19 protein-coding genes and 1 pseudogene are annotated in these 21,054 nt (G+C 66.1%); 6 read left to right on the forward strand and 14 right to left on the reverse strand.

Going from position 1 to position 21,054, the window contains the following annotated elements; all coding sequences use genetic code 11:
• Window positions 1–47 precede the first annotated feature (47 nt).
• The 7 genes and pseudogenes from FGM06_RS08090 to FGM06_RS08120 all read right to left on the reverse strand — a co-directional run.
• A complete protein-coding gene (locus FGM06_RS08090; protein ID WP_144798667.1) occupies window positions 48–1,142 on the reverse strand; it encodes a radical SAM protein in 1,095 nt (364 codons plus the stop codon).
• 301 nt (window positions 1,143–1,443) lie between these two features.
• Window positions 1,444–2,478, reverse strand: a complete 1,035-nt coding sequence (locus FGM06_RS08095) for a tyrosine-type recombinase/integrase (RefSeq protein ID WP_144798669.1) — start codon at window positions 2,476–2,478, stop codon at window positions 1,444–1,446.
• Window positions 2,471–2,851: a DUF5805 domain-containing protein gene (locus FGM06_RS08100; protein WP_144798671.1), complete on the reverse strand. Its 381-nt coding sequence runs from the start codon at window positions 2,849–2,851 to the stop codon at window positions 2,471–2,473. The genes FGM06_RS08095 and FGM06_RS08100 overlap by 8 nt, the downstream gene beginning before the upstream one ends.
• Window positions 2,852–3,362: 511 nt before the next feature.
• Window positions 3,363–4,268, reverse strand: a complete 906-nt coding sequence (locus tag FGM06_RS08105; protein ID WP_144798673.1) for a hypothetical protein — start codon at window positions 4,266–4,268, stop codon at window positions 3,363–3,365.
• A 109-nt stretch (window positions 4,269–4,377) separates the two neighbouring features.
• Window positions 4,378–5,958, reverse strand: coding sequence for a hypothetical protein (locus FGM06_RS08110; RefSeq protein ID WP_144798675.1), 1,581 nt, complete (start codon window positions 5,956–5,958; stop codon window positions 4,378–4,380).
• Window positions 5,959–6,060: 102 nt separating this feature from the next.
• Window positions 6,061–6,894: an MBL fold metallo-hydrolase gene (locus FGM06_RS08115; RefSeq protein WP_144798677.1), complete on the reverse strand. Its 834-nt coding sequence runs from the start codon at window positions 6,892–6,894 to the stop codon at window positions 6,061–6,063.
• Window positions 6,895–7,033: 139 nt separating this feature from the next.
• A pseudogene (locus FGM06_RS08120) lies at window positions 7,034–8,278 on the reverse strand (transposase); the annotation flags it as partial.
• A 178-nt stretch (window positions 8,279–8,456) separates the two neighbouring features.
• Between FGM06_RS08120 and FGM06_RS08125 the strand changes: the two are divergent.
• The 4 genes from FGM06_RS08125 to FGM06_RS08140 all read left to right on the forward strand — a co-directional run bounded on the left by FGM06_RS08125 (window position 8,457) and on the right by FGM06_RS08140 (window position 13,011).
• Window positions 8,457–10,556, forward strand: coding sequence for a NosD domain-containing protein (locus tag FGM06_RS08125; protein ID WP_144798679.1), 2,100 nt, complete (start codon window positions 8,457–8,459; stop codon window positions 10,554–10,556).
• A gap of 68 nt (window positions 10,557–10,624) precedes the next feature.
• Window positions 10,625–11,425, forward strand: coding sequence for an ABC transporter ATP-binding protein (locus tag FGM06_RS08130; RefSeq protein ID WP_186311031.1), 801 nt, complete (start codon window positions 10,625–10,627; stop codon window positions 11,423–11,425).
• Complete coding sequence (locus tag FGM06_RS08135) at window positions 11,422–12,303, forward strand: copper ABC transporter permease (protein ID WP_186310990.1); 882 nt, start codon at window positions 11,422–11,424, stop codon at window positions 12,301–12,303. The genes FGM06_RS08130 and FGM06_RS08135 overlap by 4 nt, the downstream gene beginning before the upstream one ends.
• A gap of 135 nt (window positions 12,304–12,438) precedes the next feature.
• Window positions 12,439–13,011, forward strand: a complete 573-nt coding sequence (locus FGM06_RS08140) for a nitrous oxide reductase accessory protein NosL (RefSeq protein ID WP_144798683.1) — start codon at window positions 12,439–12,441, stop codon at window positions 13,009–13,011.
• 81 nt (window positions 13,012–13,092) lie between these two features.
• Here the strand turns inward: FGM06_RS08140 and FGM06_RS08145 are convergent, their stop codons facing one another.
• The gene (locus FGM06_RS08145) at window positions 13,093–13,452 is read right to left on the reverse strand and encodes a DUF7471 family protein (RefSeq protein ID WP_186310991.1); all 360 of its coding nucleotides are present in this window, start codon (window positions 13,450–13,452) and stop codon (window positions 13,093–13,095) included.
• Between the two features lie 115 nt (window positions 13,453–13,567).
• On the opposite strand from FGM06_RS08145, the gene FGM06_RS08150 reads away from it, so the two are divergent.
• Together FGM06_RS08150 and FGM06_RS08155 are read left to right on the forward strand one after the other, a co-directional pair.
• Window positions 13,568–14,071 carry a winged helix-turn-helix transcriptional regulator gene (locus tag FGM06_RS08150; protein WP_144799921.1) on the forward strand — a complete coding sequence of 168 codons (504 nt, stop codon included), beginning with the start codon at window positions 13,568–13,570 and terminating at the stop codon, window positions 14,069–14,071.
• A 96-nt stretch (window positions 14,072–14,167) separates the two neighbouring features.
• Entirely contained in the window at window positions 14,168–14,854 is a 687-nt protein-coding gene (locus tag FGM06_RS08155) for an SCO family protein (protein ID WP_144798687.1), read from the forward strand.
• 105 nt (window positions 14,855–14,959) lie between these two features.
• On the opposite strand, the gene FGM06_RS08160 is transcribed toward FGM06_RS08155, so the two are convergent.
• The 6 genes from FGM06_RS08160 to FGM06_RS08185 all read right to left on the reverse strand — a co-directional run bounded on the left by FGM06_RS08160 (window position 14,960) and on the right by FGM06_RS08185 (window position 21,008).
• Window positions 14,960–15,760, reverse strand: a complete 801-nt coding sequence (locus FGM06_RS08160; protein ID WP_144798690.1) for a sulfite exporter TauE/SafE family protein — start codon at window positions 15,758–15,760, stop codon at window positions 14,960–14,962.
• A gap of 244 nt (window positions 15,761–16,004) precedes the next feature.
• The gene (locus FGM06_RS08165; RefSeq protein WP_144798692.1) at window positions 16,005–17,342 is read right to left on the reverse strand and encodes a glutamate-5-semialdehyde dehydrogenase; all 1,338 of its coding nucleotides are present in this window, start codon (window positions 17,340–17,342) and stop codon (window positions 16,005–16,007) included.
• The gene (gene proB / locus FGM06_RS08170) at window positions 17,335–18,222 is read right to left on the reverse strand and encodes a glutamate 5-kinase (protein ID WP_144798694.1); all 888 of its coding nucleotides are present in this window, start codon (window positions 18,220–18,222) and stop codon (window positions 17,335–17,337) included. Before proB ends, FGM06_RS08165 begins: the two co-directional genes overlap by 8 nt.
• Window positions 18,212–18,988 carry a pyrroline-5-carboxylate reductase gene (gene proC / locus FGM06_RS08175; protein ID WP_144799922.1) on the reverse strand — a complete coding sequence of 259 codons (777 nt, stop codon included), beginning with the start codon at window positions 18,986–18,988 and terminating at the stop codon, window positions 18,212–18,214. Before proC ends, proB begins: the two co-directional genes overlap by 11 nt.
• Window positions 18,989–19,084: 96 nt before the next feature.
• Window positions 19,085–20,080, reverse strand: a complete 996-nt coding sequence (locus tag FGM06_RS08180; protein WP_144798697.1) for a glycosyltransferase family 4 protein — start codon at window positions 20,078–20,080, stop codon at window positions 19,085–19,087.
• Window positions 20,081–20,129: 49 nt separating this feature from the next.
• Window positions 20,130–21,008, reverse strand: a complete 879-nt coding sequence (locus FGM06_RS08185; protein WP_144798699.1) for a hypothetical protein — start codon at window positions 21,006–21,008, stop codon at window positions 20,130–20,132.
• Between the last annotated feature and the right edge of the window lie 46 nt (window positions 21,009–21,054).

Below are 21,054 nucleotides of genomic sequence, written 5' to 3' on the forward strand. Positions count from 1 at the left end.
CGATCCGATCACTCGGCCCTCTGCTTCCCACCGACGGCGACGCGATATCAGTCCGCCGCGTCGCGAACGCCCGCTCCGTCGTCCGTCAGCGTCGCCGGCAGCTCGCCGTCGTACCCCTCCGGCACGTACGGACAGAGCGGATCGCTCCCCGTCGGGTCCCCGGTCGCCGCGAACGCCCGGGAGCGGCTCCCCCCGCAGACCTGTCGGAACTCGCAGGCGCCGCATTTACCCGCGAACTCGTCCGGATCCCGAAGCGACTCGAACAGCTCCGAGTTCCGATAGATGTCGACCACGGACCGGTCCCGGACGTTGCCCGCGGACTTCGGGAGGAACCCCGACGGGTACGTCTCCCCGGTGTGGCTGACGAAGGCGAACCCTCTCCCGGCCGTGATGCCGCCGCGACGGCTGACCCCGGCGTCGTCGCCGTCGCGCTGGAGTCCGACCCGACGGTAGAACGGCGCCTCGGTGGTCTTGACGCCGAACCGCTCCGCCTCGGCGACGTCGCGGAGCCACTCCATCACCCTCTCGGCGCGCTCAGGGGATATGGGGTCTAGAATCCGCCCGCGACCGACGGGCACGAGGAAGAAGACGCTCCAGAGCACCGCGCCGAGATCGCGCACCCGGTCGCGGATCGCCGGGAGATCTTCGACGGTATCGGCGCAGACGGTGGTGTTGACCTGCAGCGGGAGCCCGGCGTCGCGGGCCGCTCGCGCCGCGGTCAGCGTGTCCGCGAAGCTCTCCTCGCCGCGGAACCGGTCGTGGCTCTCGCGGGTCGCCCCGTCGAGGCTGAGCGCCATCCGCCGAATCCCCGCGTCCGCGAGCGCCTCGACGCGGTCGGGCGTCAGCGATTGCGTCCCGCTCGGCGTGATCGTCATGCGGTGGCCGAGGTCGTCGCCGTACGACACCAGTTCAAGGAGGTCCTCCCGGGCGAGCGGGTCGCCTCCCGAGAGGACGATCAGTTGCCCCTCGCCGAACTCCGCGGCGTCGTCGAGGAGCCGCTTCCCCTCGGCGGTCGTCAGCTCGTCGGGGTGACGCTCCGGCTTCGCGTCGGCCCGGCAGTGACGGCAGGCGAGCCCGCACGCCTGCGTCACCTCCCAGATCAGGACGAGGGGACGCCGGTCTACGTCGAGGTCGTCGAACATGTGCTCGTCCCGCGCTACGACTCATGCCCCCTTGGGGACTACCCCGAACGTGTTCAGTCCCTCTCCCGACCGCGGCTTAGGCCTCGCTCCACCTCCGGTCGCTCATCCGAGAACCGCGTACCGGCGAGCTGCGGGAGGTCTCGGGGAGCGTAGCTCTCTCGGTTCTCTCCGGGGATTTCGGGAGACAGCGAGAATCCAAACGAGGGCGAAAAATTGTATAGCGGTATGTGATTTATGCGTCTGGCTCACGACGCGAATCACGTCGCTTTCAAGACAACAAAACTTGGTTCGGTCCCTGAAACTACCTCAACAACCGGTAGACGTTCGCCTCGTACGTCTCCCGGACCTGATCCCCCCAGTTGTGCGTGTAGGTGTCGATCACGTCGTCGGCGACGTCGCCCCGCAGGTATTTGACCACGCCGCGGTCACCGGTCCTGTCGCGCAGATGCGTCGTGAAGAAGTGCCGGAAGTAGTGCGGCGTGACGTTCTCGGCGGCGCCGCCGCCCGTCCGGTACCAGCCCGCATCCCGGGCGTATCGCTCGACGACGTGTCGCACCGCCTGCGGGTCAAGCCGCTCGCCCCACCCCTCCGCCGTGCCGACGAACAGGGGCTCCGCCGGCGAGGGGCTGTCGGGCCGGATCGCCAACCACCGCTTCAGCGTCTGTGCCAGCTCGTCGTCGACGGGGATCACCGTCCCGCGCTTCCGCTTGTTCGAGGCCGTCCGAACCTCGCCGTTCAGCTCCTCTCCGACGGTCGCGTCGGGCGTCACGTACAGCGAATTCGGGCGATCCGCGAGGACGTGACGCGTTCCGAGGTCGTACGTCTCCCGAATCTCGGCGTCGTCGACGGCGAGATCGCGGAGATCGAGGTTACAGCACTCTCCGACCCGCATTCCGGTCTTGAGCAGCGTCACGACGAGGGCCCGATGGAGCGGATGGCGGATCCCGGCGACGAACTCGCGCATCGCCGGAATCGGGATGTCGCGACGAGCGGGGTCCTTGTCGACCGTTTCGTCCATCTCCTCCATCACGAGCGTCATCGGGTTCCCCTCGAAGACGCCGACCTCGGTCATATATCCGTAAAATCGGTGCAGGTAGGCGGCGTACGTCGCCACCGTGCTGTCCGCCACGTCGCCGCGCAGCGAGTGGACGAACGACATGCAGTCGCGGTGCATCGCCGACGCGGGCGCCGTCTCCGGGCCGAGAAACGCCTCAAACCGCCGCAGGACGCGCTCGTACGACTCCCGAGTGCGTTCCGTCTTCCCGTGGTAGGTGAGGTCTTCGATGAAGTACCCCACCGGGTCAGAGACCTCCTCCGGCGCGCGAGCGCTACTCATCGGTGAGGGTGTACCCGCCCTTCCGCCCGTTGTACCGGACGCGGTTGCGATCCTGTAGCGCGTCGAGCGCGTCCTCCAGTTGATCCTCGAAATCGCCGACCACCGACTCGACGAGTTCCTCCCACGAGAGCGGCCCATCTGCGAGGGCGGTCTCGACCTGCGTTTCGAGGCCGTCACCCCTGGGGTCAGCCCCCGAAGGATCGGGTTCCGCGGGGTTCTCGGATTCTCCCGTCGAAAACCCCCGCCGACCGGCCTGTACCATCGTCCTGACGAACTCGCTCTGGGACATCCCGAGCTCGTCCGCGTGGTTCCGCCACCGATCCTTTTGTTCGGCGGGAACGTACGTCTTTACCGAGCGGCGATCGTCGCTCATCGTTCGGATTCGGCTTCTCCGGCCGCCGACTTTAATCTATCCCACAATTCCGGATAAGTGACCTTATACTGGGTTGTAGGTCCCTATCCGGATCGCTATAATTTTGTTATCTAGGAATCTAGTACTGATTTCTTGTCTGGTAATACTAGAATACGAGATATGTGACACTCAAAACAGTTGTTCGCCAACGGTCAGAATATTCGGCTCGATCTCTCACTCGAGACTAACGTCTCGTTCGTCCGGGTCGCCGTCGGGCCGGTGGTTCCCGTCGCTCGCCCTATCGAATTTCCGTTCCGGTCCCGGCCACCAGGTCCCGAGAGACGCGCAGAGTCGTCTCTCTCGGTTTTAGTACGCCTCTGTGGCCTGAAGCCGTTTCTCTCTCTAAGGTGCTCTATCGGCGCCTCGTGTGGCAGTGAACCCGGCACTTCGCCGGTAGAGTCGGCGATTTGCCGGCGCTATCACGGTTCGTCCGCGACGAGTGTATCGTATGTCGCTATAGAAACTGCCGGGATCAGATTCGGATCTCGGAGGTCGCGTCCGCGACGTCGAGGGCGGCTATCGCGCGCTCGACTCGCGGGTCGCTTTCGGCCGCGTTCCGCATCAAGACGGTCTCGCTCGGGAAGAGGTGTTCCCCGACGACGAGACCGTGGTCGCGGGCGGTCGACCCGGTAACGGTGAGGTAGACGCCGACGCCCGCTCGGGCGATGCCCGCCTCCTCCTCCTCGTCGGGGTTCGGATAGACGAACTCGACGCCGTCGAGGGCGTCCGTTCCCAACACCGCCGTGACGAGCCGCTCGTACCGGGGCGAGATACAGAGCGGGCCCTCGTAGCCGGCGAGGAACGCGCGATCGAGGTCGGCCCCCGGCTCGATCCGCTCCGGTCTGGCCATCAGGGTGTGGTAGACGGTGTCCCCGAGCCCGTTGACGACGCGGACGTCGGTGTCGACCGGGTCGATCCGCTCGTTGACGTCGGCGATCTCGCCGAGCCCCTCCGGACGGATCCCGACGACCTCCTCTAAGACGAGGTCCGCCGAGTCGAATCCGAGCGCGAACTCGTGGGTGCGGAGGGCGCGAAACGGCTCCTCGCGGCCGACGAGCTTCAGCTCCACGTCGCCGAGGTCGACGGTCGCGGCGTCGAAGACGATCCGACGGGGCTTCCCGTCGCGGTCGTCGCGCAGCAGCGTGAACTCCGGCTCGGCCGGGGCGTCCGGGTCGGAGTACTCGGCCAGCCGCTCGTAGGGGCCGTCGTCGGCCTCGACGCGGTCCTTCGTGATCGCCTTCTCGTAGCGGAGCGTGTTGCTCACGCCGTCCGCGAGCCGATCCAGCCGGTCGTCGCGGCCGACGCTCGCGATCCGTTCGAGGACCGCTTCGAGGGGTCGGCCCTTCCGCGGAACGGCGACCGGCACCGGTTCGCTCATTACCCCAGGTGCGTCGCCGCGGCTAAAACGGGTTGCGCTTTCGGTCGGCGGGGAACGACGGTCGCTCTCAGCGACAGCGGAGGAAAGGGATTCGATCGAGACGTCGCCCTTACGGCCCGAACGCCTCGTTGAGCCGCTTGCGGAACGCTTCGAGCTCCTCCAGGTGGTCGTTGATGGCCTCGATCTCCGCTTCGACGTCGTCGAGGTCCTCGCCGAGCCGGTCCTCGATCTCCGTCAGCCTGGTGTCGACCTCCGCGAGGTCGTCCCACAGGTCGTCGAACTCCTCGTCGAAGCGGCCCAGCCGGGACTCCACGTCGTCGACGCGGTCCGCCGTCGACTCGGCCGCGGCGGCGGCGGTGTCGACCTCCTCGTACAGCGTCTCGACGTCGTCGCCGACGTCGTCGAGCGCCTCGTCGAGCGCGGCCGTCTCCTCGTCGATCCGCGAGACGTCGTCCGTGACGGTCTCGACGGTAGCTTCGACGCCGTCCACCCGGTCGCTGACGCCGTCTACGCGCTCGGTCACGCCGTCGACCTCCGTCGACACCGCCTCGACGGAGTCGTCCACCCGCCCGACCGTCTCGCGAAGGTCCTCCCGGTCCGCGTCGGCCGCGTCGACCCTGTCGTCGAGCGCGTCCATCTCCGACTCGACGGCCTCCACCTTGCGGTCGAGCTCGTCGAGGATCTCTCGGGCCGTCCCCTCGCCGTCGATGAACTCCGCGAGCGCGTCGGCGTACGCCTCGATGTCGGCGACGCTCGACTGGAGCCGGGCGATCCGGACGTCGACGCTCCGCGGGACGCTGGCGCCGAGCTCCTCCTCGAGGGTGTCGAGGTCCTCTTCCGCGACCTCGCCGGCGCGGATCTCGGCGGCCAGCGCGGCCGCGAGACCGCTCTCCGGGGCCGCAGCCAGAGCGGAACCGGCGGCGGACTCGTCCGTTGCCGCGGACTCGTCGGTCGCGTCGGCAGCTTCGACCGCGTCGTCGGTCTCGGGCGAGAGATCCGACTCGTCCGCCGGCGCCGTGTCGTCGCCGCCCTCGTCGCCGCGCACCGTGACCGCCGCGGTGCCGTCCGCTGAGACGGCTCGGGGGTCGGGCGCGTCGGGCCGTTCGTCGGATTCGTCGACGGACTCTTCTGCCTCCGAGACGGCCGCCTCGTCCGCCGTTTCGGGCGTTTCGTCGTCCGCTTCGGCGTCGGCGACATCCCCGTCCGCCTCCGCGCCGTCGTCGTCACCGACCGGATCCTCCATGCCGGGGAGTGTGGCGCGGTCGCCGGAGAGGACCTCCCTGACGGCGTCGGTGTCGCCGGTGCCGAGGACGTCCTCGATCTCCTCGCCGACCGGGACATGCTCGATGACCGGCGTACCGAGGAACCCGTCGAGGTCCGGGTCGTCGTCGCGGATGCCGAACACGGTCTCGATCTCGTCGCCCGGGTCGAGCACGCGCTCGAACTCGACGCGGTGGTCCTTGTACGCGGTCCAGTTCTCGCTCTCATACTCCGGGTGGAACCCGATGCGGTCCATCGGGAACGACTCCGGGATCCGGTCGACGATGCGCACGCGCACGGGGTCCTCGCGGGTCGAGGAGAGCTCGTACATCACCGCGGGCACGGGGAACGCGTCGTCGGTGAAGGATTTCTCGACGCGAATACCGTCCTCGTCGACGGTCGTCGTCGCTTCCGCCGTCCGTTCGCTCATACCGAGACCCTCCCGGAGCAGGGGCTTAAATTCCACGGGCCGGGTTTCGGCGTTGATAACCCCGTGGTGGCGGGGGAGTTTCGCCCCCCTCGACCGGACCGCCTACAGCTCGATCCGGTCGCCGATCTCGACGATCTCCAGCCGGTTCGGGTGCTCGAAGCTCCGCACGTGCTCGTGGAGCGCGGTCGGGTCCGCGGTCAGCCCCTTCCACATGTCCCAGTGCGTCGGGACGAGTCGGTCCAGTTCGAGGTCGCTGGCGGCCTTCGCGATCTCGTTCTCGTCGCTGTACCACTTCGTGCGAACCGGCTCGCCCGTCTCCTTGTCGGGGACGGTGCCGACCGAGCCGAACGCTAAGATTCCGAGATCGATATCGAACGTCTCGGCGAGCCCCGGGAACGAATCCGAGGGCTTGCTGTCCCCGGCGTGGAACACGGTGCCGGCGTCGTGTTCGATCACGTATCCGACCGGGTGCGTGGCGTCCGAGTCGTGCGTTTCGACGACGTGAAACTTGAACTCACCGATCTTCAGCTCGTCGCCCTCGGTCACCTCGAGGAACGCCTCCCCGTCGACGTCCCAGTGCTCGGTCCACTCCTCGTCCTCGCGCGCGACCGCGAGGGAGTCGTCTGGCGCGACGAAATCGGCGTCGGTGTTCGCGAGGATCGGCGCCTGCGAGGGGCCGTGGACGTGGTCGGTGTGCTCGTGGGTCGCGAGGACCGCGTCCGCGACGTCGACGTCGGCGGGGTCGAAGGGGACCGGGATCATCCGCACCGTGCGAGGCGGGTCGCCCGTGCCGACGTACGGGTCGATCCAGAGGACGGTGCCCTCGCTCCCCTTGATCGCGAAGCCGTTACAGCCCAGGTACCACAGCGACACGGTGTCGGGGTCGGCGTCCGCGACCGCGCGCGGCAGCCAGTCGCCCCAGTCGGAGTCGGCCATGTCCGACGCTGCGGGGGCGCGCATGGTAATGATTCCGGAGTTTTCCCAAATTTCGACCTTCTGAAAGCAACGATATCTCGTTCGAAACCCGCCACATGAACTGTATGTCGCTATATAAAATTCGAGTCCGTGGAGTTTACAGGAACCGCATTGAGTGCGAACCCGTTTCGACGTGGACAGAAGACGATTCCACAGCTACGGCCTGACCGTCTTCGTCCATCTGGTCAAACACCCCCCGCTCGGTGCTGGAGATCCGTTTTGGGATGTGATAATTCACACCGAGGTTCGAAAGAGTCTGGAACACCCGCATCGATTCGAACTCTCGGTCACAGAGTACTGTCTTGATTGGAACATGCTCTTTCGCTCGTCGAACGAGCCGGCGCACAGTACGATGGATCTGATTCGATGGGTTCTCATCCCATTCAGAACTCTCCCGGACTGGCTCAACAGCGAGAACGAGCGGAATATTCTGTCCAATGATCGAGAGCGTCGCGAATTTGAACGCTCGATCGTCTCTGCCCTTCGTTCCACTGACCATCGGCATCCCTTCGACATCCCTGTAATAGGAGACAGTCGTGATATCGATCGCAGCGGTAACTGGTCTCCGAAGGGACACTTCAGAGGCGATCACGGAGAGCAAGCGATCCGTCGTCTCGTTGAAGCCGTCCACGAGCTCGTCAGGATCGAACTGCTTGACTGCGCGGAGATGAGTATCACCGTGGAGACCGTACTCTTCCCCACGACGGTATTGGAAGCGAGTCGCTCCCTGCCCGGTTCCGCACCGAACCATCCCCATGAACGTCTGTAACTCGAAAAATTGCGTGTCCTCGTACGAGGCGTTCGACGCCCGACCAGAGTCGAAGTGTCCGAAGGTGTGATCACGTGCGAGGCGCGTCGTCTGGATGATTTTCTCCTGTGAGATGGATTCGTCTTCTGCTGCGTCTGCGGCTTCCCCAGTATCGTCGGCGATCTCTCCCTTTGGCCGGACTTCGGGCGCTGAGATGTTGCGATCATGGACTTCTTTGACAACGAAGTGAGCGGCAGCGTGGACGTACTCGTGAACCGCGTCGTCAAACCGGTTCCGCCACGCCCGCGAGAACGCTGATTCGTCGGGTATTCGACTGAAGCCGAGGATAGTCGCTACTTCCGGTTGCCGGGTGAGTCGTCGAGAAAACTCGGCGTACGAGTCACCCGTTATCTCCATGAACACGAACGAGAGGACCATCGCGCGAAAGGAGAGTGGGGCGGGATGCCACGCTGGATACCCGTCTTCGATCGCGTCTATCGCGTGACCGAGATTCTCGAACACGGTAACGAGATCGGTCTCTTTGAGTTCATTTCGGATGGAAATCCCTAGCTGATACGCTTCACAGACCGAACGCATTCGAAAATTCGTCGTGGAATAAGATTCATTAGAATTACTCATACAAGAATGGTCCTAGGCGTTACGAGATCTAGCCTTCGAAAAACAGGATGTATGATGCTTTTGTTCACAACTAACAGGAGTTCGTATTCGAAAATCGAACCAGATCAGATATATCCCGACGACGTGTACCTGTTTCGTGGCGATTCTCGACCCGTACAGCGACCGATCGCGGGCTGTGATTGCCTGGGTTGTCGTATTCGCGGCCATCGTCGGGCTCGTCGTCGCTGGAGCGTTTCTTGCCGACCCTGCGGCGAACGCCCCTGACCCCGTCGCGTACGATGATACCGTCGAGCTCGGGCTGTCTACGGAAACGGATTCGCTAATGTCCGACTCCGGCCGAATCCCGCGCGTTCAGGTGTTTTACTCGCAGCTCCAGTACGTCATTGGATACAACGGCGTCGAGTCCTTCGTCGATCGACTCGACGATGGCTACACCGAGCGTCGGTTCGGCTATCCGCTCGTCGCGTACGTCGAAACCTTCGATGGAACCGAGCCGGGGACGACTGAGACGGGGTTGTTCACAGCGGCCGAATCGAGACCGTCGTCGTGGACGCCCGCCGAAGAAGCGGTCTACGTTGTCGGCAGTGAGGCTCGGACACCGGCTGGCAAGACGGTTATCCCGTTTTCCTCTCGGGACGCGGCAACAGCGTTCACCGGGAGCCATGGCGGGAAAATCGTCGATTGGGCGGAGCTTCGGACGCGATCGTTCGACGTTGACTCCGGGGCGGTCGCGCGGGCGATGGCACCGGAACGGTGGGAGGTGGCGGACAGACGGGTCACAGCCGCAGAGCGAACCGCCGACCGCCCCGTCTCGGTCACCGTCGGTGAGGATGCCGAGACGATTTCGGCCGCGGTCGACGCGGCCCCGCCGAACACGACGGTCGTCGTGCCGTCAGGATCCTACGAGGAGCGGGTCAATGTCACGAAACCGCTCACGATCGCCGGCGAAGGCGCACACGTCAGCGGCGGCGGAAACGGTTCGGTGATCACCGTCCGGGCTCCGAACGTCGCGGTCACGGGACTGACGATCGACGGCACCGGTAATCGGACTCGGGATCCCGAAGCGGCCCAACGACGGGCCGAAGAGGCCGCGCAAGGAAACAAGACGGAGTCGTGGGACACGAACATCCAACTCGGATACGGCTACGGCGACGCCGGGATCCGCGGACTCGGCGCGCCGGGGTTGTTCGTTGACGACGTGATGATCGACACGAACGCGAGCGGCGTTCTCCTGCGGGACAGATCAGACGCGGTGATCCGTGATATCGAGGTCAACGGAACGGCCGAGTGGAACGACGGCTTCATGGGAATCACCGGAATGGAGTCTCAAGTCACGGTCACCAACGGGACGTTCACGAACGGTCGTGACGGGATATACCTTCACCGCGCCGACGGATCGGTTGTCAGAAACTCGACGTTCAGAGAGAACCGTTACGGCGTCCATCTCATGTACACCGGCGACGCCCTGATCGCGGACAACTCGTTCCGGGACGAAATCTTCGCGGGGATCACCGTAATGACTCGACCTGCCCGCAACGCGATCGTCGGCAACGACGTGCGCGGCTCAGCGGCCGGGATACAGGCGTCCGGCACGCTGACGTACGTCGGATACAACACGCTCGCACACAACGATCTGGGCTTTTCCACCAGCTCGCGCGGATCGCTATACGAGCACAACGTCGTCGTGGACAACGAGGTGGGCGCACGAGCGACGACGGTCGTGCCTGCGAGCCGTGTGGTCGCAAACGACTTCGTGGGGAACGACCATCACGCTAGGGCGGGAGCAGGGCCGCTACGCGTGTGGGCCGACGGCGACCGCGGCACCTACTGGGAGGGAGCGAACGCGGGACTCCACGAGTCGGGCGAGCGCGCCTACCGCCCGACGTCGCCGATCGACGCCGCCCTCCACCGGGAACCGGCCGTCGTTGCGCTCCGCGAGTCGCCGGTGAACGAACTTCTCGAACGGCTCCGTGGCACCGTCGCGGGGGCGCGTTCTGGGAGTATCATCGATCCCGCGCCGGCGCGGGAGCCGTACGCTCCCGATCGGGTCGCAGCGGCCGCAGACCCGAACGGGACGGCGGTCCACGCCGACTGGCGGGCGCAGATCGATGACCGCGGCCACGCTGCTCGGCAACTTGACGACCAACCTATGACCGCGGACGACCGAAACGAAATGCGACCGATCTGGGGCATCGAGCCGAACGAACAGGCGGCGGTCGAGGAGGCGTCTCCGTGACCGAGCGCTCGTCGACGGAGGGGACGCCCGACGCCGGGTCGACGGTCGACGGCGCTGAACCCGATCGCGTGGTCGTCGACGACCTCACCCGGACGTACGGCGGCGTGCCGGTGCTCGATTCGGTGTCACTCGCGTTCGGGCCGGGACTCACCGCGGTGATCGGGCCGAATGGCTCCGGAAAGTCGACGCTGCTTGGTGCGCTCGCGGAAACCGTTCCCCCGATCACCGGGGAGATCCGACGGCCGAACGCCGAGGACGGGAGTGGGAAGTCCATCGGTTACCTCCCTCAGCAGGTCCCGTTTCGTGAGGGATTCACCGCTCGGGAAACGCTCGCGTTCTACGCGCGACTTGTTGACGGAGATCCCGACGCCGCGCTCGCGTCGGTCGGACTGTCGGACGCCGCCGACAAACCGGTCGAGGATCTCTCGGGTGGGATGCAGCGGCTTCTCGGCATCGCACAGGCGATGCTGGGCGATCCGCCGCTCGTCGTGCTCGACGAGCCGGCCAGCGGGCTCGACCCCGGAATGCGCGAGCGGGCGTTCCGGACTGCGGCCGCCCACGCGACCGACGACGTGACGGTCGTCGTGAGTACACACAATCTCGACCTCGTTGATGCCCACGCTGATCGCGTCGTCATGCTCGCCCGCGGACGGGTCGTAGCCGCCGGCGACCTCGACGCCCTCCGCAACGAGTACGGCGTCGACACGACCGCGGCGCTGTACGAAGCCGCGGGACGCGACGCTGCCCTGTCCGGGACCGCCGACGACGCAGACCCAGCGAGAAGCGGTGCGGCGGCCGAAGACGAGCAAAACATGTCCGGCGACGACGGCGACCGCGATGTCCACGTGACGGGGGTATCCGAACGATGACCGGGGATCTCGGCGTGACCGACGCGTTTGCCGGCGCGGGGACCGTGTTCCGGCGAGAGCTCGCGAGAGTCCTGCGCACGCCCGGCTACGGCGTCCTCGCTGTCGGCTTACTCGCCGTGCTCTGGCTTCTGGTCGCCGTCGGTGGCGGTGGCGCGACGGGGTTCGTTCCGGCGGTTGTCGACCTTCTCCTGCCGGCCGAGCTGCTGGTGCCGCTGCTCGCGGTCGTGCTGGGGTATCGGGCGCTGTTGGCGGACGCGGTCAGCGGCGAGTTCGCCGTGATCCGGACGTATCCGGTTGGCGTCGCGGGCTACGTCGTCGGCGTCCTGCTTGCACGGCTGGTCGCGTTGGTTGCGGTCGTCGGCCTCCCATTCGCCGTGATCGGCGGCTACGTCTGGCTGACCGCCGCCCCTGACACCGGAATCTTCGCGACCCACGCGGGCGTCGACTCGCCGCTGCTGTACGTCCGTTTTCTCGCACTGATCACGCTGTTCGGAGCGGCGTTCCTCGCCCTGTCGATGTGGGTGTCGGCAGCAGCGACGAGCCGGCGGGGCGCGGCCGCGCTCGCGGTCCTCGCGTTCCTCGTCGGTACGCTCGGCGGCGACCTAGCGCTCATTCAGTCGTTGATGGCTGGTGCCGACCCGTCGACAGTCGCCGGACGAGCCGCGCTCATGCCGAACGGAGCCTTCCGAGGGCTCGTCTTCGAGACCGTGATCGGCGTTTCGTTCGCGCAGGAGGGGAACGTCGTCGACGTCGGCCGGGCGGTCGGCTCGCTTGCGGGGTGGACGCTCTTCGGAAGCCTCGCTTCGGTCGGAACTCTCGTCTTCCGGGAGCGCATGAGTACCGCAATCGAACGGAGCCGATTCCGGTTCGCGGAGTGAGGAATCCGGTCGCGGGATCGTATCGGAATTCGAGTCGTCCGTTCCCTTCGCGGCATCAACGCACCCAATCGTTGTGTGAGGCGAATTCGACGTTCCCACCAGAACGGATATGATCGGGTGAGCGTAAGCATGGGTATGAACCGACGCCGCGTCATCGCTACCGGGATCGGCGGTGCGGTCACCGGACTCGCCGGCTGTCTCGGCGGGAGCGCCTCCGAGGAAACGCTCCCCGACCCGGCAGATCTTGAGGGAGAGTTCGACACCGACCACGGGATGGCGATCGGCCCTCACGGGGGCGCAAACGGGCAGATCTTCTACCGAGACGCCGATCCGCGGGACGAGGGCAATCCGGCGTGGTTCCACACCCTCGTCCACAGCTTCTTTCCCTACCACTTCGATCGGCTGGACCGCGGCTGGGAGCCGGTCGTCGTCTACGTAACCGACTTCTCGCGCGTCGAGTACACCGTGCGGCAGCGTGACGGTGCGCCGCGAATGCCGTCGCCGACGGCACCGGAGACGTTCGCCGACGCAACCGACCTCCTCTACGTCGCCGAAAGCGACGTGATGGGTGGGATGGGCCCGGCGCTCCACCCGTTCTCGGACCAAGAGGAGGCCCAATCGTTCATCGACACCCACAGCGGCCAGATGTTTGATTACGAAGAGATCGACCGCACCCTGATCGAAGGGATTCGACAATCGGAAAACTGAGTGGACGAACCGGACGGATCGGGAGAGAGGCGGTCACCGATTGTCACAGCGCGGGCACAGTTGCGATTGGGTCTGGTCGAGTCAGTCCGCAGTGGAGCTGTCACTTAGTGAGCCCGGCGCGTACGCATACACCGCGTAGAGAACCATCGCGGCGATCAGGAAATCGAGGCTGTGTTCGACGAAGTGATGAACCGGCATCGGGACGATCCCCAACACGGTCCCGGCACCGACCAGCGACCGCAGAACGAGCACGCCGACCGCAGCGCTGATCAGTCGGTACTGGCCGGTCTGGCGGCGTCGATACGCGACGAGACTCACGAGAAACAGTATACCGGTTCCGATCCCGGCGCACGCGATGACGGCCAGTAGCACGGGCGACCCTTGGACGGTGAGTGGCACGAACGCCGGGAAGACGGCCCGAGTGGTGAGAGATGCGATCACGACACTGGTCAGTATGCGTTCGAAGTGATAAGAAGACACGGGGCGGAACGTTCCCGTGCGAGGAGAACGCCCCGACAGGTTTTATCTCTCAGCCGATTACTGGCGAATACTCACGATGGCGACGACCAGAGATCGGGTGCGACAACACGTCCGGGAGACACCCGGCGTCCACTTCAACCAGGTGGAACGCGATCTGGACATCGCCACCGGACAGGCGCAGTACCACCTTCGGCGACTGGTGAACGACGAGGAGTTGATCGTCGAGCGGATCGCTGGTCAAACTCACTACTTCGACCCGTCGTTCGACCCGTGGGAGCGGCGTGCTCTCGCGTTCCTTCGACGTGAGACCGCCCGCGAGATCGTACTGCGGCTCCATGCGGACGGTCCTCTTCGCCCGGAAACACTAACCACAGAATTGGACCTCGCGCGGAGCACGGTCTCGTGGCACGTCTCGACCCTCAGCGACGCTGGAATCGTCACGAAATCCGACGACCGCCCGATGACGATCACGCTGACCCGCCCGGACCGCACGGCTGAGTTGCTTGAGGTGGTGTCGCCCTCGCTGCCAGACCGGCTCGTCGACCGGTTCATTCGAAGCGTCGACAGCCTCTTCGAATAAGGAGCCGACTGGCTGGACCCGCCCGGATCGGACGCAAGTGGCGCGTTCGAAGGTCACACCAGATACCTCAAGACCGCGGGACCGATACGCGAACGTATGGACCGACGGAGTTTCTGTAAAACGGCCGGCGTCGCGGGAGTCACCGCCGGCACTGCCGGTTGTCTTGGTGTCCTTGGCAGTAGTGGCGCCGAAGGAACCGTTCTCGGACCGCCGGAGCGAGACCTCAGCGAGGCATCATTCCCGAGCTACGGTGACAACATGCCCGAGTTCACCGTCCCCGACCCGATCCACGGCGAGGAGATATCGACGGCCCAGTTCGAGGGCGAGCGCGCGGTGCTGTGGACGTCATTTTACACCAACTGTCCGGACGGGGTGTGTCCCGCACTCATTCTCCGGCTCCGTCGCGGACAGGAGGCCGCCGCCGAGGTGGGATACGGCGACCAAGTCGCGTTTCTCCCCATCACGTTCGATCCCGAGCGCGACACCGCCGAGGCCCTCCGCGAGTACGCCGGCCAGCAGGGGGTCGACCTCGACGCGGGGAACTGGCACTTCCTCCGCCCAGAGACCTACGAGCGGGCCCAAGAGATACACGACGAGCACTTCGGTCTGAAGATCGAGAAGCAACCGGCAGATGACATCGAGAATTTAGAGTATCGCTTCCCGCACTACGGGCTCATCATCCTCGCCAATAAGCAAGGGATCATCGAGCGGGCGTACCCACGGGGCCCGCGAACCGACATCGAACGGCTCGTCGACGACCTCGGACGAGTTGCCACCGCGTGACAGTTCTTGGGTTCCGGGAGGCCAGCTACCGTCGTTTTCCGCATCGTAGTTGTTGATTGGGGGCCCGTCGCCGATATCGAGCCAGAAAAAAGGTCCAGTGCTCGGTCAGTGCCCCATCGCGCCCCCGAGGGGCTGGTAATGCGGGAACATCGGGTGTGGAAGATGAACACCGAGCGCCATCAGCCCGTGCGCGAGCAGCACGTACCCCAGCACGACGAACACCACGCCGAGTAGCCGATGAACACGACGCCGGTGGGCAACGTCAATCGACTGGATAATCGTCCCATAGAGGAAGACGGCCGGAATCGTCCCAATACCGAGGGCACCGAGAGCGATTCCACCGGTGGTCGGGGAGCCGCTCGCGAAGGCGAACAGATACGCGGGATACAGCATCGGGCAGGGAAGAAACGCGTGGACGGCCCCGAGCCCAACAATACTCGGGCTGTTGACGTGCCGATGGACTCTCGTTGCGAGCCACGACGTAACGCGCTGGACGCCGGGTATTCGAATATCGCCTCCGCTTCCTCCAATCACATATCGAACGCCTGTCGCCACAATGAACCCTCCGACCGCAAGACCGACAACACCTCGCAGGAGGTCGGCGATCGGTGTCAGCTGGTCAGCGGTGACGAACACGACACTTCCGAGCGCGCCGAAGAGAGTCCCGAGAATTGCGTATGTCGTCGCTCGGCCGACGTTGAACAGGAAGTGCTGGCGAACCTCGTAGGTCGTGAGATGACCGGCACGCCCGTCGTTGGCTGTCACCGTTCCGCCATCGGACTGCGGCGTCATTTGTTTCGAGTACATCGTCACTAACGGCCCACACATCCCGATACAGTGTGCGCCGCCGAGCACGCCGATGAGAACGAAGAGGACGACGTCAATTCGGAGGAGCGACTCGATCATAGTCGTTCTCGGTTGCGTACGGATTTGTGTCGTCTGGTGTATCTCTCGAACGAGCTCTGCGAATTCAATGAAAAATAGAAAGCGATGCTAGAGTGTGTATATTATTCCATATATTTAAGTAGAAAATAGAAGGCACGCATCAAACACATCCTCCAAGGTTATGCACGAAGCGAGCCACGCAAACGGAGAATCCGAACTGCCGGAATCTGAGGAAAACGAGCCGAGAGAATGGACGAGCGGAGATCTAGCGTCCGCCGAACTCCCACTCGGCGTCGAGCTCGCGGTGGGTGAACGGGAGCGCGTCCTCGCCGCTGTAGCTCGCGACGAGGTGCCCGTCGCCCTCGAGGTAGTACTTGTACGTCGTCAGTCCCTCCAACCCGACCGGGCCGCGCGCGTGGACCTTTCCGGTCGAGATACCCACCTCGGCGCCGAGCCCGTAGCGGTAGCCGTCGGCGAAGCGGGTGGAGGCGTTGTGGAAGACGCTCGCGGCGTCGATCCCGGTCATGAACGCGTCGGCGGCAGAGCGGTCCTCCGTGACGATGGACTCCGTGTGTTTGGAGCCGTGCGCGTTGACGTGCTCGACCGCCTCGTAGACGTCGTCGACGAGCTTGATCGACAGTTCGAGGTCGCCGTACTCCGTGTCCCAGTCGTCGTCGGTCGCCGCGCCGACGTCGACGATCTCCCGGGTCGCCGCGTCGCCGCGGAGCTCGACGCCGGCCTCCTCGTAACGCTCGACGAGGTCGGGGAGGAGGTCCGGCGCGACGGACTCGTTCACGAGCAGCGTTTCGACCGCGTTACACACCGCCGGGTACTGGACCTTCGCGTCGAAGGCGACGTCGGCGGCCATCTCGAGGTCGGCCTCGTCGTCGACGTAGACGTGACAGACCCCCTCCGTGTGGCCGAGCACGGGGATCTGCGTGTTGTCCTGGATGTAGGAGACGAACTCCGAGGAGCCGCGCGGCATCACCAGGTCGACGGCGTCGTCGCGCTCGAGGAGGCGGTCGACCTCCTCGTGGGCCTCGACGAGCCCCGCCCAGCCGTCGGGGAGGTCGGCGGTCGCCTCGCGGATCACGCGGTGGAGGACGCGGTTCGACTCGCTCGCCTCGCTGCCGCCCTTGAGGATGACGGCGTTGCCGGACTTCAGGGCGAGCGCCGCGATCTGGACGAGCGCGTCCGGCCGCGACTCGAAGACGGTCGCGACCACGCCGATCGGCACCGACACCCGGAACAGCTCCAGCCCCTCGTCGAGTTCGCGGGCCGCGAGCGTCCGGCCGAGGGGGTCGTCCTGCCCGGCGACGGACTCGACCATTCCGGCGATGTCCTCGAGCTTCGCGGCGTCGAGCTTCAGGCGGTCGACGAGCGCCTGCGTGTACTCGCCGGCCGCCAGCATCTCCTCGGCCGCCTCGACGTCCCGCGCGTTCGCGTCGAGGATCTCCGCCTCGTTCGCGCGGAGGGCGTCGGCGATCGACCGGAGCGCCGCGTCTCGGGTCGCCTCGTCGGCGTTGGCGAGCCGCAGGGCGGCCCGCCCGCTCTGTTCGACCAGTTCGTCCGTGTCGCGCTCGATCTCGGTGGTCTCACTCATTCGTCTCACCCGATGTCGGCACGAATAGCGTGCCCGTCGGTTTACCGGCTGCGATCCGCGCTAACACGTCTCGGGTGGCGGACCCGGCGATGACGGCGGGGGTACCGCTCTCGGCGACGTCGCGCGCGCCCTCCACCTTCGTCTGGATCCCGCCGAAGTCGGTGGCGGTGCTGTCGCCGACGAGCTCGCGGACGGCGTCGTAGTTCGTTCCGACCGCCTCGATGACGGTCGCCTCCGGGTCGCGCTTCGGGTTCCCGGTGTACACACCGTCGACGTCGGTGAGCGTGACCAGCAGATCGACGTCGAGCGCCATCGCGGCCGACGCCGACAGCATGTCGTTGTCGCCGATCCGCAGCTCGTCGGTCGCGACCGCGTCGTTCTCGTTGATGACGGGGACGACGCCCCAGTCCAGCAGGGTCTCGACGGTGTTCGTGAAGTTGTCGAACCGCTCCGGCGCGTCGAGGTCGGCGCCGGTCACGAGGATCTGCGCGACCGGCTGCTCGTATCGGTCGAAGCTCTGCGTGTAGTGGCGCATCAGGAGGCTCTGGCCGACCGTCGACAGCGCCTGGCGCTCGTCGATCACGTCGCTTCCGCGGTCGATGTCGACGTCGACCGCGGCGGAGCCGCCGTTTCCGAGCCGACCGATCCCGGCGCCGACGGCGCCCGAGGAGACGAGGACGACCTCCTTGCCCCGCCGCCGGAGGTCCATCACGTCGGCGACGAGCTTGTCGAGCTTCACGCGGTCGAGCCGCGAGTCCTCGTCGGTCAGGGAGTTGGTGCCGGCCTTCACCACCACGCGGTCGGCCTCGGCGGCCGCGGTCCGCGCGCGGTCGACGGCGTCGGCGTCCACGGCTCCGACCGCGGTCCCCTCACTCGTCATCGAACGCCTCGGCGAGCTCCCGCGAGCGCTCCTCGGCCGCCGCGACGGCGTCGATCACCGCCTCGTCGGCGTCGCTGTCCCAGAGGACCTCCATCCCCTCGATCGTCGTCCCGTTCGGCGAGCAGACGGCGTCGATCAGCTCGTCGACGCTCCGGTCGTCGCGGAGCACCGTCTCGGCCGCGCCCTTGAACGTCTGCGCGGCGAGCGTCTCCGCCTGTTCGGGTTCGAGCCCGCCGTCGATCCCGGCCCGTTTCACCGCGTCGATGAGGTAGAAGGCGAAGGCGGGGCCGCTGCCGTTGACCGCGGTCGAGACGTCCATCAGCGACTCGTCGACCTCGACGAACTCGCCGGCGTCGTCGAGCATCGCGCGGACCTCGTCGGTGAGACCCTCGTTCGTCGCCGCCGCGGCCATGTCGCCGGTCTCGGCCGCGAGGTTGGGCATAATCCGGACGACCGTGGCGGGCGTTCGCTCGTCGACGTACCCGCGGGGGAGCCCCGCGGCGAGCGTCACGAGCTGCTGGTCGGCGGAGAGGTCGAGGTCCGCGAGGACGTGCTCGGCCACGTCCGGTTTCACGGCGAGGACCACGACGTCGGCCTCTTTCGCCGCGTCGACGTCGTCCGTCGTCTCGTCGGCGGCGTCCGCGACGGCGGCGAGCGCGTCGGGATCGAGGTCGATCGCCGTCAGGTGATACGAGCCGGTTCTCGCGAGGCCGCGCAACAGGGCACCCCCCATGTTCCCGCAGCCGATGACGCTCACGCGTGTCATGTTACCTGCAGGGAGTAGGTTCAGGGTCATACCAACTGCGGTTTGGACAAGACTGCCGCCGGGAGAGAAAAACGCCCGACTGACGGCGGGCCGGCCTCAGACCAGCCGCTCGTACAGCGACCGGTACCGCTCCGCGATCGCGTCGAGCGAGAACGCCTCGCTGCGGGCGGCCGCGTTCGACCCGAGCCGCTCGCGGAGCGCGGGGTCTTCCAGCCGCCGGATCGCGTCCGCGAACGCCTCCGTCTCGGCGTCGCCGTCGGCGGGGTCGATCTTGAGGCAGTCCTCGCCGTCGTCGAGCCACGAGAACGTCTCGATGTCGCGGACGACGACCGCCTTTCCGGCGGTCATCGCCTCCAGCAGCGCGATCCCCTCGTTCTCCTCGTGGGTCGGGAACAGGAACACGTCGCCCGCGGCGAACGCGCCGCGGACGTCGTCGACGAAGCCTGTGAACGTGCAGTTGTCGGGCGACTCCTCGATGAGTCGGGTTGTCTCGCGGCCCTTCAGGGACAGGTCGAGCGGGCCGAACCACGCGAAGTCGACGTCGGGGAGTTCGCGGGCGACCTCCACGAACGTCTCTAACCCCTTCCGCTTGATCACGTGGCCGACGAGGAAGACGGTGGGGGGCTCTAGGTCGTACCGCTCGCGGTATTCGTCTTCCAGCGACTCGAACCCCGCCAGCTTCTCGCGGTCGACGCCGTTCGAGATGACGGTTGTCGGGGCGTCGGTGTACCCCTCGATCACGCCGCGGTTGTACTCGGAGGGACAGACGAGCGCGTCGGCGAGCCCGTATGCCCGGCGCAGGTAGGGCCTGAGCGGCTTCGCGAGCGCGTTGGTGAACCGGAAGCTGTCGCCGAAGTCCTCGGCGGTGACGTGGGTGTGCGCCACCACCGGCACGCCGCGGTCGCGCGCCCGCTTCGCGTACCACGCCGAGCGCGGCCCCATCAGGTTGCAGTGGAGCACGTCGGCGTCGAGGGTCGGCTCGGTGGTGTACTCGATCCCGACTCGATCGAGCATCTTCCGCTGGTGGACGACCGACTCCTTGATGCCGCCCGTCACGTGGTCTTCGAACTCGAAGTAGTGGCTGACCTTCATCGCGGGGGCGCGGCGTGAGTCGCCGGGGCGACGCGTGTCCGGCCGGCGCTCACTTCACTTCCAGCCACGGGACCTCCATCAGCGGCGGGATGTGCGTCTCGATGTGGTGTTCCCACACGCCCTCTTCGCCGAACGCCTCGCCGTGGTCGGCGGTGACGACGACGGTTCCGTCGAGCTCGTCGACCAGCTCAGCGACCGATTCGAGGGCGATACGGAGGTTCTCCTCGTAGAGACGGAGCGCGGTGACGCGCGTGCCGTCCTTCACGAGATCGGCCGGGTCGAGCTCCAGCCACAGCCCCGCCTTCTGTGCGAACTCGCTGTCGTCCAACCGGCTCTCGATCTTCGGCCGGACCGAGTCGGTGAGCGAGGAGAGGATCCCGCCGTCGTCCCCCGCCTCGGCGTCGCCGCTCTCGCCGGCCTCCTCTTCCTCCTGCCGTTTGATCCCCTTCTGGATCTGTTTGAGCTTCTGGCCCTTCCCGCGCGAGAGGTACGGGGCGTGCGGCTGCATGTAGTGGAGCACCGTCCGGTCGGCGCGCTCGACGGCCTCGGGGTTGTCCCTGAACGCCTCCGCGAGCCCCTCCGGCGGGACCGTGCCGAGGTCGTCGTCCCAGCCGGTCTTCCAGACGTCATGGATGTCGCTGATGTGCTCGGAGGCGGTCCACTCGTAGTCGCAGCTCGCGCCCCACTTCAGCTCGTTCAGCGGGACGCCGAGGTCGTTGATGAAGGGATTCCCCGAGAAGTAGGCGATGTCGTGGTCGCCGGTGAACGTCCGGTAGGCCCACTCCGGCGTCGACGAGCCGACGCTCCAGCGCTTCTCGAGGTCGCCGTCGAGGTACTCGTCGTACACGTCCTCGAACACGTCGTACCGGCACGCGTCGAGGACCAGACAGTAATCCCACTCGGACTCGAGGAACCGCTGGTCTTCCATAGGTTGCGCTACCGTACCCGACCGATCGTTGTATTCCTGTTGATGC

Origin of the sequence: Halorubrum depositum, from assembly GCF_007671725.1 — an archaeon.
GTDB classification, from domain to species: Archaea; Halobacteriota; Halobacteria; order Halobacteriales; family Haloferacaceae; genus Halorubrum; species Halorubrum depositum.

Bases quoted from the DNA above. Each gene is read 5' to 3' on its own strand.
- FGM06_RS08180 (WP_144798697.1), bottom strand. From the start codon at position 20,080: ATGAAGGTCAGCCACTACTTCGAGTTCGAAGACCACGTGACGGGCGGC.
- FGM06_RS08165 (WP_144798692.1), bottom strand. From the start codon at position 17,342: ATGAGTGAGACCACCGAGATCGAGCGCGACACGGACGAACTGGTCGAA.
- FGM06_RS08150 (WP_144799921.1), top strand. From the start codon at position 13,568: ATGGCGACGACCAGAGATCGGGTGCGACAACACGTCCGGGAGACACCC.
- FGM06_RS08155 (WP_144798687.1), top strand. From the start codon at position 14,168: ATGGACCGACGGAGTTTCTGTAAAACGGCCGGCGTCGCGGGAGTCACC.
- FGM06_RS08110 (WP_144798675.1), bottom strand. From the start codon at position 5,958: ATGAGCGAACGGACGGCGGAAGCGACGACGACCGTCGACGAGGACGGT.
- FGM06_RS08160 (WP_144798690.1), bottom strand. From the start codon at position 15,760: ATGATCGAGTCGCTCCTCCGAATTGACGTCGTCCTCTTCGTTCTCATC.
- proB (WP_144798694.1), bottom strand. From the start codon at position 18,222: ATGACGAGTGAGGGGACCGCGGTCGGAGCCGTGGACGCCGACGCCGTC.
- FGM06_RS08100 (WP_144798671.1), bottom strand. From the start codon at position 2,851: ATGAGCGACGATCGCCGCTCGGTAAAGACGTACGTTCCCGCCGAACAA.
- FGM06_RS08185 (WP_144798699.1), bottom strand. From the start codon at position 21,008: ATGGAAGACCAGCGGTTCCTCGAGTCCGAGTGGGATTACTGTCTGGTC.
- FGM06_RS08090 (WP_144798667.1), bottom strand. From the start codon at position 1,142: ATGTTCGACGACCTCGACGTAGACCGGCGTCCCCTCGTCCTGATCTGG.
- proC (WP_144799922.1), bottom strand. From the start codon at position 18,988: ATGACACGCGTGAGCGTCATCGGCTGCGGGAACATGGGGGGTGCCCTG.
- FGM06_RS08115 (WP_144798677.1), bottom strand. From the start codon at position 6,894: ATGGCCGACTCCGACTGGGGCGACTGGCTGCCGCGCGCGGTCGCGGAC.
- FGM06_RS08095 (WP_144798669.1), bottom strand. From the start codon at position 2,478: ATGAGTAGCGCTCGCGCGCCGGAGGAGGTCTCTGACCCGGTGGGGTAC.
- FGM06_RS08135 (WP_186310990.1), top strand. From the start codon at position 11,422: ATGACCGGGGATCTCGGCGTGACCGACGCGTTTGCCGGCGCGGGGACC.
- FGM06_RS08140 (WP_144798683.1), top strand. From the start codon at position 12,439: ATGAACCGACGCCGCGTCATCGCTACCGGGATCGGCGGTGCGGTCACC.
- FGM06_RS08105 (WP_144798673.1), bottom strand. From the start codon at position 4,268: ATGAGCGAACCGGTGCCGGTCGCCGTTCCGCGGAAGGGCCGACCCCTC.